General features: G+C 47.7%; 14 protein-coding genes. 7 read left to right on the top strand and 7 right to left on the bottom strand.

The window, feature by feature from the left end; all coding sequences use genetic code 11:
- Window positions 1-149: 149 nt before the first annotated feature.
- The 4 genes from CVT49_09665 (at window position 150) to CVT49_09650 (ending at window position 4088) form a co-directional block, all read left to right on the top strand.
- Complete coding sequence (locus CVT49_09665; protein PKK83262.1) at window positions 150-1187, top strand: hypothetical protein; 1038 nt, start codon at window positions 150-152, stop codon at window positions 1185-1187.
- A gap of 518 nt (window positions 1188-1705) precedes the next feature.
- A complete protein-coding gene (locus CVT49_09660; GenBank protein PKK83261.1) occupies window positions 1706-2281 on the top strand; it encodes a hypothetical protein in 576 nt (191 codons plus the stop codon).
- The gene (locus CVT49_09655) at window positions 2278-3333 is read left to right on the top strand and encodes a hypothetical protein (protein ID PKK83260.1); all 1056 of its coding nucleotides are present in this window, start codon (window positions 2278-2280) and stop codon (window positions 3331-3333) included. The genes CVT49_09660 and CVT49_09655 overlap by 4 nt, the downstream gene beginning before the upstream one ends.
- A gap of 323 nt (window positions 3334-3656) precedes the next feature.
- Complete coding sequence (locus CVT49_09650; GenBank protein ID PKK83259.1) at window positions 3657-4088, top strand: DoxX family protein; 432 nt, start codon at window positions 3657-3659, stop codon at window positions 4086-4088.
- Between the two features lie 7 nt (window positions 4089-4095).
- On the opposite strand, the gene CVT49_09645 is transcribed toward CVT49_09650, so the two are convergent.
- The 7 genes from CVT49_09645 to CVT49_09615 all read right to left on the bottom strand — a co-directional run bounded on the left by CVT49_09645 (window position 4096) and on the right by CVT49_09615 (window position 11573).
- Complete coding sequence (locus CVT49_09645) at window positions 4096-4644, bottom strand: hypothetical protein (GenBank protein ID PKK83258.1); 549 nt, start codon at window positions 4642-4644, stop codon at window positions 4096-4098.
- The gene (locus CVT49_09640) at window positions 4641-4844 is read right to left on the bottom strand and encodes a cytosolic protein (GenBank protein PKK83257.1); all 204 of its coding nucleotides are present in this window, start codon (window positions 4842-4844) and stop codon (window positions 4641-4643) included. The genes CVT49_09645 and CVT49_09640 overlap by 4 nt, the downstream gene beginning before the upstream one ends.
- Before the next feature lie 149 nt (window positions 4845-4993).
- Window positions 4994-6850 (bottom strand): hypothetical protein, encoded by a 1857-nt coding sequence (locus CVT49_09635; protein ID PKK83256.1) that lies wholly within the window; start codon window positions 6848-6850, stop codon window positions 4994-4996.
- Between the two features lie 228 nt (window positions 6851-7078).
- Window positions 7079-9094 carry a hypothetical protein gene (locus CVT49_09630; GenBank protein PKK83255.1) on the bottom strand — a complete coding sequence of 672 codons (2016 nt, stop codon included), beginning with the start codon at window positions 9092-9094 and terminating at the stop codon, window positions 7079-7081.
- Window positions 9095-9285: 191 nt separating this feature from the next.
- Window positions 9286-9828 carry a methyltransferase type 11 gene (locus CVT49_09625; protein ID PKK83254.1) on the bottom strand — a complete coding sequence of 181 codons (543 nt, stop codon included), beginning with the start codon at window positions 9826-9828 and terminating at the stop codon, window positions 9286-9288.
- 71 nt (window positions 9829-9899) lie between these two features.
- Window positions 9900-10346 (bottom strand): hypothetical protein, encoded by a 447-nt coding sequence (locus tag CVT49_09620; protein ID PKK83253.1) that lies wholly within the window; start codon window positions 10344-10346, stop codon window positions 9900-9902.
- A 222-nt stretch (window positions 10347-10568) separates the two neighbouring features.
- Complete coding sequence (locus tag CVT49_09615; protein PKK83252.1) at window positions 10569-11573, bottom strand: aldo/keto reductase; 1005 nt, start codon at window positions 11571-11573, stop codon at window positions 10569-10571.
- 248 nt (window positions 11574-11821) lie between these two features.
- On the opposite strand from CVT49_09615, the gene CVT49_09610 reads away from it, so the two are divergent.
- From CVT49_09610 to CVT49_09600, 3 genes are all read left to right on the top strand, one after another.
- Complete coding sequence (locus CVT49_09610; protein ID PKK83265.1) at window positions 11822-12820, top strand: cytochrome-c peroxidase; 999 nt, start codon at window positions 11822-11824, stop codon at window positions 12818-12820.
- Between the two features lie 15 nt (window positions 12821-12835).
- Window positions 12836-14092, top strand: coding sequence for a hypothetical protein (locus tag CVT49_09605; GenBank protein ID PKK83251.1), 1257 nt, complete (start codon window positions 12836-12838; stop codon window positions 14090-14092).
- 165 nt (window positions 14093-14257) lie between these two features.
- Window positions 14258-14731: a hypothetical protein gene (locus tag CVT49_09600; protein PKK83250.1), complete on the top strand. Its 474-nt coding sequence runs from the start codon at window positions 14258-14260 to the stop codon at window positions 14729-14731.
- Window positions 14732-14780: the final 49 nt, after the last annotated feature.

Below are 14780 nucleotides of genomic sequence, written 5' to 3'. Positions count from 1 at the left end.
GTTATGAAAAAACTACTGATGATGATCCGGGCAATGTTGAAAAACAATTTACCCTTTAATCCTAACTATGCCCTTGACAGTTAAGACGGTATCTACTAATACTGGATAAGTGAGCCTCCTATTAATAAACATTATAAGGGTGTGATAAATTGTATATCGAAATAGACCTCGTTTCTAATTGGTTGGAATTGAAGTTGGAACAAATCAGTCAATTAATATCAAATGGCTTTGAATTTGAAAATTACGATGAATGGAAAGCAAAAAAGATAAAATTCTTAAATAATCAAAAAGATGGTCTATTAATAAATAAACAGAGTATCCAAGCAGAAAGCACGCAATCGGATGATAGCATATTAAGAAAAAAGTATCAGATGGACTTGGTTTGCAGTTTTATCAACCTGCACCGTAGATTTGTTAAACCAAAAAGAAGAGCAATCAAATGTTCCAGAGAATTTATATGTCCCGAACCGCTTAGAAATGGATTGAAATTATTAAAGAAAAAAATAAGTAATGGAGACTCATTACTAGCTCATATGAGTAAAGGAATATTTAATGCAACCGAACATGACGGGATGTTTTATGATTGGGGTATCCACCACTTGCATTTGGGGGTAAAACCAGATGAAAAACTAAAAAAATTGATTGAGAGAACCAGTGAGTTACTATATGCAATATTTGATAATGAATATGCTTATTTTATTATAATCGGTGAACATAAACAATGGGCAGATAAGAACATTATGCGTATTGTGAAAAATAACTTTCCCCAAATTATCAACACGTCTAGATTCCATGGTTTTTCTGAATTATCTTATACACCATCAGAAAAAGAGACAATTAATCTCAGAAAAAGTCTTATAAATGTCATTTTGGATTTAAACGGTGAGTATTATGCAGTCCCTGGCGGCGGCGTCTCTTGTGGCGGATTAAGTGTGCGTTCAGTGGAAGAGTTTGGCCGCATAATTAGATTTTATAAAAATGCAGAAGATCTCATAAAAAATCAAATGGAGCAGAATAGTGCGATTTTATTCAAGCAAATGTCTTGGACTTATCCTATAAGATTGGAAATGTTGACATTGGCAGACGACAATGTAACTGTTGTCGATAAAATGAATAAATTCAGACTGACTCTTATATATAATCAAAAATCAAATAAATTTACAGATATCTACATCAAGTCAATATAGCTCAAGCCATTCTGAGGCATCCCAATCCGTCGTGCCCCGGAGCTCCGGGTTTCTTAAAATATATTCCCGTACAAAATTGCCATCAATTTGATGGTAAAATGGTCATCGGGGGGTATTATAGAGGGGTGTGAATAAAATTATGGCTATTAGTGCGTCAAATTGGGAGATTGTAAAGGTCATGTCATTTTCAACAAATAGGCAGAACCACTGCAGACCCGCCGAGACGGGCCATCCACGGAAGAAACAAACCCACAGTCCGCCAAGGCGGATGGGGCACCCGCGCCTTTATAATTTTTTGCGGAGGTATGGGATGAGAAATTTTTTAAAAAAGCAAAAACAAACCCAATTCCGTGTAAATCTATGACCCAAATTATAGTAAGAAGAAATTACTCCGAAAGTCAGCCCCGAATCTGGTGGTAATCCGGCAGTTTTTTGTCGATAAATGCAGCCGTGACATTCAATATTCCGGCACAAACTTTTTCTGTAACAAACCTCGTTTGAGGGTGTCTAAGGTGTAGATGAAGCAAAATAGGGACCTGTTCTGGAATCTGGTGGAAAGCGAACATCTCAGGGCACGCGCTTTCTGCCGCAAGCTGATGGGAAGCCGTGACGACGGCGACGATCTGTATCAGGACAGCCTGGTCTGCGCGCTGGCCAGGTTCAACAGTCTGCGAAAGATCGAAGCTTTTCGTCCCTGGCTGTACCGGATCATGATCAACCGATTCAAGAACCATCGGCGGCGGTCGTGGTGGAAGCGCTTTCTCCCTCTGACCGATGAGACAGCCGACAGCCCGGTCGGGGTAAATCCATACCCTGCAATCGCGGCCCGGCGGCGGCTGGAAATAGGCTTCAAGGCGCTTTCGCCCGATGAGCAGGCCCTGATAATGCTTCACGAAATGAACGGCTGGACCATTGCCGAGCTGGCCGGGATGACCGGCAAGTCGGAAGGCAATGTCCGGGTTCGATTGACCCGGGCGCGGCGGAAGATGCGGGAGGCCCTGATCCGCTTTTTCAAAGGGTCCGGCTCCGAAGAAATCGAGAATATACTGCTAAGCGAGGTAGAGATATGCATTGCTCCGAAGCCCGAAGAATGATCGAGTCGGCTCAAAGCGGTCTCGATGAAGCAAGCGCCCGCACCCTGCAGGAGCACCTTGACGGCTGCCCCGAGTGCGCCGCTTTAGCGCGGGCGGAGCGGATGCTTGATGTCGATTTTGCCGCCACGACAGCCGACGACAACGCCGGCGGTCCCGACCTGGCCGCGCTGCGCCGCAGGACCGAAGAAGCGACGGCAAAACAAACCGTTATGGAGAAAATCATGTCACATATAAAATACAATATCACCGAACGTCCGCGGCTGATGACCGGGTTGTCTGTGGCTGTCGCCGTTTTTCTGTTCATCACCCTGGTGCCGTTTTCATACACCGAAACAACCGGCTACCGGATGACATTGAACTATGCCGGATCGGCCGGGGAAATCCCGCCGGAACTTCTCAATGCCGCCTTTGCCGCCATCGGCTACGAAGCGGTCTCGGCCTCGGTTTCATCCGACGGTCAAAATATCAAATATGTCATCGACAACATCCCGACCAGACGCGAGGCCGATGATATCGGGGCCGCGGTCGGCGGATTGATCGAGGAACCGGTCAGCGTGAATGTCGAACCGATAATCAAGATCAAGTCGGGGGCGCTGTATGCCCAAGTTATAACTAAAATCAAGGGCGAAGAGGTCCGGCCGGTCAGGTTGAAACTCGATAAGGGTGAAATAGTTATTAATGATGAAGGGCTTTCGGGCTCGGCTTGGTCGAGGGCTGTGGCCGATTATCAGGTACAGCTCGACATCGAGCGCTTGCTGGCGAAAAAGGGATTGAATAAAGATGAATTCGAAGTCAAAGTGGAAACGGTCGCCGATGGGGATATGCGCATGATTGAACTTCGACTTGGCCCGACCGAAGTAATCCAGACTCTTAAAGACGGTATTCTGGTATTATTGTCGGACAGCACGATCGCACTAAGGAAACCTGACCCCGACAAAGAGGGCGAATTTATCGAAAAAAGTATCAATATCAGGACGGAGGATAATGCCGATTCCATCGCGGCCCCGCCCGTTCTAAAGCTTATGATAAAACTCAAAGATGAAGGCGAATAAAATCCTCGTTGTATTCTTTATATAGTCGTTAAGAAGGGCCGGCCGATGTCGGCCCTTATTTTATTATTAATTAAAAAAACCGGGGAGCCTGGCGCCCCCCGGCACAACCGGATTGATGCAGCAAAAATGCGATAAAGAGCAGAGGCGGCGGTGAAGGTGGGGATAAAAGCGTGAAGTCAGCCCTCAGCATATCAACGCGGCTGTTAAAAGTTTGTTCAATATGATATTCGATTCCAAAAAAATATTATGAACAACAGTCAATCCGGGACTGTTACAGGAATATTAATTCAGGATAAATTGACCAAAAAAGGGGACAACCAACCATGCCGTTTTTATTATACTTTGAGCAGACCAAAGAGACATTTTTGAATAGTTGGGGCCTGTTGATTCTGAGAGTCGGGGTCGGATCGATGATGCTTCTCAGTCACGGCTGGGGTAAATTGATGAATTTTTCGGAAATAGCGCCAAAATTTGCGGACCCGCTTGGTTTCGGAACTACTGCCAGTCTGGGGCTGGTGGTTTTTGCCGAAGTGTTTGCATCGCTGGCGCTTATTTTCGGTTTCATGACCCGTCTGGCGACATTTCCATTGATAATAACCATGCTTGTGGCCGTTTTTCTGATTCATGCGGGTGACCCGTTCGGCAGAAAAGAACTGCCGCTTATGTTTTTGATATCATATGTGACCATACTTATCAGCGGGCCGGGTAAATTCTCGCTGGATCGATTGATGTTCAAGAAACAAATGGATTTTTAAGGGAAACTTAACGGTTGCTCTTGTAGGAGAGCTGCTCCAGAAATCGGGCAACTTCCGAAGATTTTTTGAAAATTGTGATTTTTTTGCCGGCCGCGTATTTCTCGAGCATTTTGAAAATATACGGCCGGTTGTCTTTTCTGAAATTCCATATCCATTTATAAAACTCAAAGTCGATCCGCTCGGCGCAGCCGGGAGCCATATCGGGGCGCACCTTCTTTCGATTCATCATGTTTCGTTTAAGGGCGCGCCAGAGGCAGAGCAAAGTCGGGAAATCGAAGACAAATATCGTATCGGCGGCCGGTATTCTCAGGTCGAGGGTAGTGCGATAATAACCGTCGATTATCCATCGTTCGCCGGCCATAAGCTCTTTAACTCTTTCCTTCCATATTTCCTTGTCGGTTTCGATCCAGCCGGAGTTCCAGAAGTGATAATCGAGATGGATAACGGGAAGGTCGAGCAATTTGCCCAGGGCGATGGAGAAAGTCGATTTGCCCGCTCCCGGGTTGCCGATGATGAGGATTTTATGCATGGGAATGTTATCTCCTTCAGTAATCAAACGCTACCCTCATTAACCAGTCGGACGAAATGGCGGAAGGATCGGTCATAAGTTCTTTCGGCATCATCCGGGAAACAGCAGGCCGGAAGCTGGCGCATTTTGAGGTGGTATGCAATGCAATCGCAACACAGGCCTTTTCGCGGGCATGGCTCATAGCTGCAGTTGCATGATGCCAGGTTCCGCTCTTTGTTACAATCCATAAGGCTCCCTTGCAAAGATATATTATATCAATTTTAATAAGCAAAATAAACCGGAATGGTGCGGAAATCAACCGGGGAAATGCTTTGAGCCGGCTGCAAAAAAAAGAAGGGGCCGCCAAGCGGCCCCTTCTAGGGGAAAAGAGGTAAGGCTACATAACTTTTCCGCCGCGATAGTGGAAACAATCACCCCGGCATTCAGGGCAGAAGACTATCGGGCCGTATTTTTTGATATCTTCCCGCTCGGCCACCCGGCCATAGACATACTCACGGTAAAGGCCGTGAGTGGGGATGAGAACAGTCGGCTTCAGTTTTTCCAGAGTGTAGCAGGTGCCTTCGTAGAGCGACACCGTATCCTGGACATGGCAGCCGGTTACATTCAGAAAGGCCAGATCAAGATGATTGACCTTCCCGGCCAGGAAATCGATCTCCTGCGTGAAACCATCCTTTTCACCTTCGCGCCATCCGGCATGATCGCCGGCATGGTACATAGACAGGCCGTCGACCTCGACCAGGAAACCGACCCCGGCATCATTGGCCTTAATGGTGGTGACATTGATGCCGTCGATATTTCTGGTTTCATGAGGCGGCATAAATTCATAGGAAGGGCCGTTGTATCCGGATTCTTCGAACAGATTTGACACTCCCGGATCGAATCCGAAAATATATTTGGCATTGGCAAAATTATCTTTGCCGGAGAAGATGCTGCTGTCGACATGGTCCCTATGGTCGTGGGATACGAAAAAGGTTACGTCGAGGTTTTTGATTTCATCGGGATTGATATGGCCGTTGGCCAGAAGCGGCTCGGCGGGATCGATCCCGGGATTCCAGTAATCAAAAACCAGCAGGCGGTTATTTGTTTTGACGGCCCAGCCGCAATGACCGAGGTACCACATATCGGCGTTGCCGTTACCCAATGACTCGGCCAGCAAGGGGCTGAAGCCGTAGTTTTCCTCGACACCGGTCATATCGGCGCCGCGCGCTTTGAGAATATCGGAGACATTTCTGAAACCATGCTTAGCGGTATAGTGCAACGGGGTTTTGTCGAGCATATCACGGGCGTTCACATCGGCGCCGCGATCCAGAAGCATCTTTGCCGCATCGGCATTGCCTCTGATGGCGGCAAAGTGCAGGGCGGTCCGCTGCCGATTATTTTCGCGGATATCGACATCGGCGCCTTTGTCGGCAATCATTCCGGCGGTTTCGGAGTTGCCGTCGATCATCGACACCAGCAGCGCATTCATGCCGTCGTTATTAATTACATTGACGTCGGCATTATTATCGAGAAGCATTTTTACCATTTCGGTCTGGCCCATGCGGGCGGCCATCATCAGCGGTGTTCCGCCGAACTGGTCGCGCTCATTGATATCAATCCCCTTATCGATCAGGTATTTCAGTAATTCGACGTGATTGTTCCAGCCCGCCATCAGAAAGAGAGAGGCCCCATCAGCAGTGCGGGCATGAATATTGGCCCCATTTTCGATCAGGATACGGGCCGGTTCGAGCCGCCCGGCGGAGGCGGCGGACAGCAGCGGCGTATATCCGGAAGAGTTGACCGCTTCCATATCGGCGCCGTGTTCGATAAGCATCTTGACGATCTCGGGGCAGTCATAGAAAGCGGCGCCATGCAGCGGCCGGCTTCCATTGGTTTTGGCGGCATTGACATCGGCCCCTTTGGAAATCAGGAACGCGGCCAGCGGGATATGGTTATTATAGGCGGCGCAGTGAAGCGGCGTCATGCCGTTCTCGTCGCGGGCATTGAGCAGTTCCGGATCCATGGAAAGCATTTCCATGACCGAATCCAGCTTGCCGGCGGTGGCGGCGTCATGGATACCGGCGGCAAAACAGGACACTCCGGCTGTCAGAAGGAGTGTCATAATGATAATTGATACTGAGTGTTTCATTAGCCTTTCTCCCCAAAAATTTTCGGCGAAAATCTTATAAGTTTCGATTATATAATGACTTAATTGACAATTCGGATTGATTCTTTTTATCGAAAAACATAACATTTCGTCCCTGATTGTACAAAATCACACACCCGACTAACTCTAAAGGGTGATGAATCGGCGATATATTGCACGACTATTTTTCATTCGTGTAAAAAAATGTCAAGCCTGTTAAATAAGCGGGATAAGTCAAAAATTGGTGACTGGCGGGTTCCGGTAAAGAGACGGATAAAGGGGCGGGATTGGTTAAGGGAAAATGCAGGACATCAAAAGACGAAAGTCATTTATTTTTTACAATGTATCTTCAAATCCATATATAACTCTATACCAGGCGCAAGTATCGCATAGTGGGATTGTTAGGCCATCGGGCAATTTGGTCAGGCTGTCTCCACAAGCCACATCAAGTTTCTTCTGAGTGAGATTGCCTGAATAAGTGAGATCAGCACCCTGAAGTCGAGCCCACTGGAAATCAGCGCCCTGAAGGTTAGCCGTTGTGATATCAGCGCCCTGGAGGTTGGCCCTCACGAGAAAAGCGCCCTGAAGTCTGGCCGATGTGAGTAAAGCACCCTGAAGGTTGGCATGAGTGAGATCAGCATCCTGAAGATTGGCATTGAAGAGATTGGTGCCCTGAAGGCTAGCAAGGGTGAGATCAGCACCCTTAAGGTTAGCCCATGTGAGATTCGCGTCTTTAAGGTTAGTCCCGGTGAGATCAGCACCCTGAAGGTCAGTGCTGATGAAATGAGCCCCCCTAATATCCGCATATCGCATATCCGCGTTAGCCATAAAGGCCGAACGAGCACTGGCATATCTCAAATCAGCATAGGCAAGTCTTGCTCCAGTTATAGCATTTTCGCGAGACAATGAATCGATCATCCAATAATTTTCCGGTTTTAATGAGACATCTTTTTCGACAATATTAGCAAAGACATCATATCCGATCCATGAAAATATGCGCGGCACAAGTGATATTTTCGAAATTGCTCCAATATCCTCAAATTCCCGCGTTCCATTTATCGAACCGTATGATAATATTATTAATAATGACAGGGATATGATTACACCAAGGCATTTGAAAATGCGTTTATCACGCCAGCATTTTTTTAGGGTGAATGGGAGTGGTTTTTTGCCCCTGAGAACTGAAGCATGAGCATTGTAGAAAAATAACCCGGCGGCAATTGAGATTGTTATCAGGGCTATTTGCAAATTTGTTCCGATCCAATCATGGCGGGGAATGTAACGGAGCCAGAACCATAATAGAGTAATTGGCACCACCCACCATGCCAGAACAATGCTGACAATTTCTTCAAATTGGTTAAGAAGAGAGCGCCTTTTTCGCAATATCTCAAAGTGCCTGCGGACAAGGCCGTTGAGAATCCAGGGATAAGCACGTTCATCAAGAGGTCGACCATCTTCAAAAATGGCGGGCAATCCGGCCATCGACTGCCAGAGCCGCTGAAGATAAAAGTGCAAATAGAAATAAAGGCAGGCAAGCATAACCGGCGCAACTTTGTAAAACCATGCAATTGGAATAGCGGTCCCAATAATGGGAAGCGGCGAAGAAGCGGTATTGGTGATTAGTTTGACATCGGTGGTGGTTCCGATAGTCAGCCAGCAATAAACGCAGGCCAACAAAGTTGCGAAAAATATTTTCCGGGCATTCCTGGAAGTCTCTTCGACAGTTTCAAGAGCCGAAAAATCGCGGATACCTTCCGGCAGACGCGCCCCGGTAATATCGGCCCGGGCAAATTCAGTGCCTTTGAGGCCGGTGGCGCCTTCCATATTTACATTGTGTAAGCTTGCCTTATTCAGGTTTTTGATATTGTCAAGATTTGCATTTTGCAGGTTTGCTTTGTCGAAAATTGCCCCATCAACATCGGCGCTATTTAGGTCGGCATTTGAGAAATTGGCATTATTACATTTCGCATCCTGTATCTTTGCGTTACTCAATATAGCACTACTCAAATCAGCACGAAACAAATGGGCCCCTCTTAAATCAGAAGCTAACAAACTTGCATTAGCCAAAAATGCCAAGTGCATTAAGGCACCACCAAAATTGGCTCCGGCACATAGAGCTTTGGTCAGATTGGCTCCAGCTAATTTTGCCCCTTCTAATTGGCACCCCTGTAAAATAGCATCAGTCAAATTTATACCATTCAAATCTCTTTGAGCAAGATTGACGTAACTTAGATCAGCACGCACACCTTCTTTATCCCCTGGTAAAAGCCATAATTTGTGAGCTTCTAATACTTGATTTAGCTCTTCATCCGATATTTCGCGGAGGGGCTGTTGGGAATTATTTTCTTCCATATTCTCAAAATAAATAAGACAATGATGGTTTGGTTACGATGTTGCTTGATTCCAGGTGCCGCAAACCAGTTGCTTAAATCTATTATACAATGGCAGATATGGCAACAGAAATTTGAGAAATAATTAGATGATGGTTTTTTCGATCAATGCCGGGGTTGGCGGAATTTATGCAGAATTATGAGTGCTAAAAATCAAACCGGGAGGCATTTGAGGTGCTTTTTGTGCTCTTCAGTGATCTTCCAGACGCCGGAGGCGAGGATCTTACTTTTGGTTGTCTCGCGGGGTTGATGGCCATCGTCGATAATCAGGAAGCCATCCTGTTTGACAATGCGGTGCAGTTCTTTTAGAAGCTCAGTAGGATTTTTGACCATGTGGAACATGTCGAGGGCATAAATCATGTCGGCGGTATGGCTCTCGATCGGGCAGGAATATCCGGTGATAACAACCGGTTCGACATTGGTCAATCCCAGTTGCGTCATTTTCTTTTTGATGGCTTCGGCGGCCAGTTCCTGGACATCGGCGGCATACACTTTACCATTCGGGCCGACCAGTTTCGACGCCCGCTCGATGTACCTTCCGGGGCCGCAGCCGTAATCGACAATGGTCATGCCTTCGCTGATGCCGAAGCTGTCGATTTTCTTGACCGGCGAATGGAAGAGATCCATAACCTTGAAGACGAATGACATTAGCGTGAAAGAGATATCAGACATTCGGTCAGGTTTTTTGCGAGACATAGATTATTCCCTGTGATTGATTGTGACAGAAAAATATACTGACAGGGCCAATAACAGGCAAGGCAAAATATTTATTTTGCTTCGACCGGGCCGGAGATGGTTTCGTAGCCGGCATCCTGCCAGGCGACAATACCGCCGCGGACATTGTGAAGATTATTGTAGCCCATTTCCTTGAGAGTATTAAAGGCGATCCGGCTGCGGCGGCCGGTGCGGCAGAAAAGAAAGATCTCGCTGTTTTTATCTTTGGGGAGCCGGTCAGTCACATACTGAAGGCTGTCGTATGGGATAAGTTCATCGGCAAAGGGCAGCCGTTTGATTTCGAATTCCCGGGCGGTGCGGACATCGAGCAGATAAATGTCCCTGCCCGTTTCAACCACTTTATGAAGTTGTTCGACCGTGATATAGCTGCCCATTTGATCATTGTTGTGAGCAGTATGTTTCTCATTGCCGCAAGAGATTACCAAAGCGGCCACGGTCATCAGGGTCAGAGCCTTTATCGAATTTCCTATAATTTTCATCTTCACTCACTTTATACCAGATCGAGAATATCGTTGATATAAGACAAGTTAGCAATCAAATTTGTTCCCGAAAAGGGGAGAGTTTTTCGGAGGGGGATGGAAGGATGGAAAATTTAAACCCATAATAACGAAAACAGTTCGTAGTTCTTTTATTGGTTCACAAACCATATCAGAGAGACAAAAAGGGCAGAATATAACATTTCTGCCCTTATAATTTTCCAATCAGTCAAAGGCGGTTCGGAAATCTATGGCCCCAGCCGGTTTATTGGCAAGAATTTGCTCAATGCTCTGCATGACGTCCGGGGTCAGTCTTTCGACCGCGTCAAGCGCTTTCATGTTTTCGATGACCTGCTCGGGTTTGGTCGCGCCGGTTATGACGGTGCTGACATTGTGATTTTTCAAACACCAGGCGAGAGCCATCTGGGCCATGGTGCAGCCGATCTCCCCGGCCATCGCTGTCATTTTGCGGACCTTTTCGATCTGGGCTTTGCCTTCATCGCTCTCGAGCCGGTTTTTGAGCCATTCGTATCCCTTCAGGGAGAACCTGGTGCTGTCCGGCATACCGCTATTGTATTTACCGGTCAGAATACCGCTGGCGAGCGGGCTCCAGATGGTTGTCCCGAGGCCGATCCCGGAATAGAGGAGGACATATTCTTGTTCGATTTTGTCACGGGCGAACATATTATTCTGCGGCTGCTCCATGGTGGGAGGAATCAGGTGCTCCTGACGGGCGATGTCATAAGCCTGTTGGATCTCCCTTGCGCTCCATTCGGAGGTGCCCCAATAGAAGGCTTTGCCCTGATTGATGATATGCGTCATGGCGCGGACCGTTTCCTCGATCGGCGTGCGGATATCGGGCCGGTGGCAGAAAAGCATATCGACATAGTCCATCTGCAGTCTCGCCAGAGCGGCGTCGGTGCCCTCGATAATGTGTTTTCTTGAAAGGCCCTTATCATTGACACCATTGCCGCCCCAGAAAATTTTGGTGGAGACAACCAGGTCGGATCGTTTCCATCCGGCCTTTTTGAATACTTTGCCCATGATTGTTTCGGCCTCGCCTCGGGCATATATTTCGGCGTTGTCGAAGAAATTGACGCCGGAATCATAAGCAGCCTTCATAATCTCATAAGCTTCATTAACTTGAATCTGGTTGCCGAATGTAACCCAGGCACCGAAGGACAATGCCGAAACCTGTAAACCCGATGAACCAAGATGACGATATTCCATAAATTTCTCCTTTTCGAAATAATAATATAATATAGCCTACGGAAGACAGGAATTTTGTCATAATAGAAAATTTTTGTAGAAAATATCTAATCCTGTTGCTTATTCGAATATTGAAATATATATATTCCGGTATCAAATGGGGTAAATCAATTCATTCCTTCAGACAAGGAGGTTCTGTGCTTAAGATCAAGGCAATTCTGATTTTTGCAGTATTCCTGATTCCATTGACTGTGGCAGGCGATGAACCGATGCAGGTTCCAATTACTTCGGTTCGGGCTCATTCGCTGGGACCTGAGCAGATAGGTAATCTGCCGCCGGTGGTGGAACCACCGGATAACCCGCAAACGGTCGACAAAATCCTTCTCGGTAAAAAACTTTATTTCGATACCCGCCTCTCGGCCGACAATACGGTCAGTTGCGCGACCTGCCATGACCCGGCCATGGGATGGTCGGATGCCGGCCCGACCAGTAAAGGTATCAATAACCAGCTTGGCGGCCGAAGGGCGCCGCCGGTTTCGAATTCCGCCTATAACCTGCTTCAATTCTGGGATGGACGCTCACCCAGCCTTGAGGATCAGGCCAAAGGCCCGATTGCCAATCCGATCGAAATGGGTAATACCCATGTCGCCATGATACGGACGGTCAATGACATTCCCGGTTATGTCGAGGAATTCAAGCTGGTGTTTGGTTCCACGCCGATTACGGTCGATCAGGTGGCGCAGGCCATTGCCGCCTTCGAGAGGACGGTGGTAACTACCGACTCTCCGTTCGACAGATATGTCCGCGGCGATATTACCGCTCTGACCCCGCTCGAGAAAAAGGGTCTGGAGATTTTCAACGGCAAGGGACATTGCACCGCCTGCCATTGGGGCGGCAATTTCAGTGACAGTCGATTCCACAACTTGGGTGTTGCTGCTGCTGATCTATCCAAAAAGGATGAAGGCCGGTACAAAGTAACCAATAACCCGGCCGACATGGGCGCCTTTAAGACCCCGACGGTTCGGGATGCCGCACTCAGGGCGCCTTACATGCATGACGGGTCGGAAAAAACGCTTGAAGATGTCGTTCGGCTCTATGATCTTGGCGGCGGATCCGATGAATCGAATCTCGATCCGCTGATGGTGCCGCTCGGATTATCCGAAAGCGAAATAGCGGCTTTGGTTGCATTCATGAAACGGGCCATGGTAAGTACTAATCCTGAAGTATCCAACGTCAAACCGATTCCACCGTCGGAATTTCCGAAGTGAAGGGAGGGATAAACGATGAAACGAATATGCGTTATTCTGGCGGCATTAGTATGCCTGATATCGATTCTTCCCGACAGCAGTAATGCCATTCCGGCCTTTGCCAGGAAGTATGGTTTTAATTGTAATATGTGTCATACCGCCTTCACCAAGCTCAATGATTTCGGTCAGCGCATCAGGGACAACGGCTATCAGCTTCCCGGCCAGGAAGGACTCGAGAAGAATGTTTTCCAGATTGCCCCGCCGATATCTATAAGAACTTCAACCGGCATGGTGATATCTCATTCCGGCAAAAATACGACGACCGGTTTCAATATCAACGGGCTGGATTTGCTGGCGGCAGGGGTTCTGCACAAGAATATTTCTTTTCTGCTTATTTATACACCGCGTATCGATGAACCGGCCGCCGATTATACCGGCAATTCCAACGGCACGAACGCGAGTCAGCTGGGAACGCTGGAGTCGGCTAATATTATTTTCAGCAACCTGGTTCAGGATAAGCTGAATCTCCGTATCGGGAGATTCGAGCCGGCGTATCACCCATTCAGTTCCAAGCGTACTTATTACATGAAGCAGCCGTACGAAATATATGCCTTCGGGACACCAAACAATAATTTCGTCTTTGATGACAACCAATTTGGTGTTGAAGCAACGGGTCATTTCGAAAACGGTTTTAAGTATGGAGCCGGTATTGTCAACGGCACCGGCGCCAACCCGGATAATAACAATGCCAAGGATCTTTATGTCAACCTGATGCAGGTAATCGGCCGCGGTGACGGGCAGAGCGCCGGTCAGCGGGTCGGGGCCTTCGCATATTATGGCTGGCAGCCGACCAGTTCCGAACCTTATGTGGGCGAATCCGGTGAGGCGGACGGTAAGGACAATAAGTCGTTTTATCGCCTTGGCGGTGATGCCAGTCTGAATTGGCGGACATTTAATCTGAAACTGTTTATGCTTTATGGTCTTGATGACAAGGCTTTCAATGATATCGATACCACTCAGGATTATGATTATGTCGGAGGTTTCGGACGGATCGACTGGGCCGGGTTGGCGAACAACCGGCTGGTTGTTTCGGCGATGTATAACTTTGTCAAACCGCCTGAATTCGATGAAGAGAAGACCATTAATGCTTTTTCCGGTCTGGTCAGATATTATCTGGGAGATTGGACCGCAGTCAATGTTGCTCTCCACAGTGAATATACATATAGAATAGTCGGGAAAGATGAGAAAGATAAACAGCACTACTTTGCATTTTTGGTTGATTTTGATTTCTGATAAATTGAATTATCAGGGCGGCTGTTTTCAACAGCCGCCTTTTTTTCTAATATTATAGCTTATTGAAACTAACCCTGGAAATTGCTGTTACAGTGAAAGGACCTGATAAAGCGGCTTGATAAGTTGACGCAGGGACATAAATAATTCCAAAAGCTGGAGAAAACTATGAGTTCCAATCAAAATATAGTCGGCCTTGTGATTGCCGTCGGACTTTGTCTGGCGGTTGGCTTTATCTCGGGGCGCTCCGTGCCCGGTGAATGGTATCAGGCGTTGGCCAAGCCGACCTGGACCCCGCCCGGCTGGATTTTTGGCCCGGTCTGGACCCTGCTATATATCTCGATGGGTGTGGCGGCATGGCTTATCTGGCGTCAGGCCGGATTTTCGGCGGCGGCGCTGCCGCTGGCCGTATTCCTGATTCAACTTTTGCTGAACGGCCTCTGGTCATGGTTTTTCTTTGGGATGCAAAATCCGGGACTGGCTTTTGTCGATATTGTAGCCCTCTGGATAGCCATTCTGGCCACGGTTATTCTATTCTGGATGAGACAGCCGACGGCGGGGTGGCTTCTGCTGCCCTATCTGGCCTGGGTCCGTTTCGCCTCGGCGCTCAACTTCGCCATCTGGCGAATGAACCAGTGCTGATATACATACCCTAAAATGTCCTGAATTTACAGCCAATCATACGGTCATA

The sequence above is a fragment of the candidate division Zixibacteria bacterium HGW-Zixibacteria-1 genome (assembly GCA_002838945.1).
Lineage (GTDB): Bacteria > Zixibacteria > MSB-5A5 > GN15 > PGXB01 > PGXB01.
This window is presented reverse-complemented; position numbering and strand designations above follow the sequence as displayed.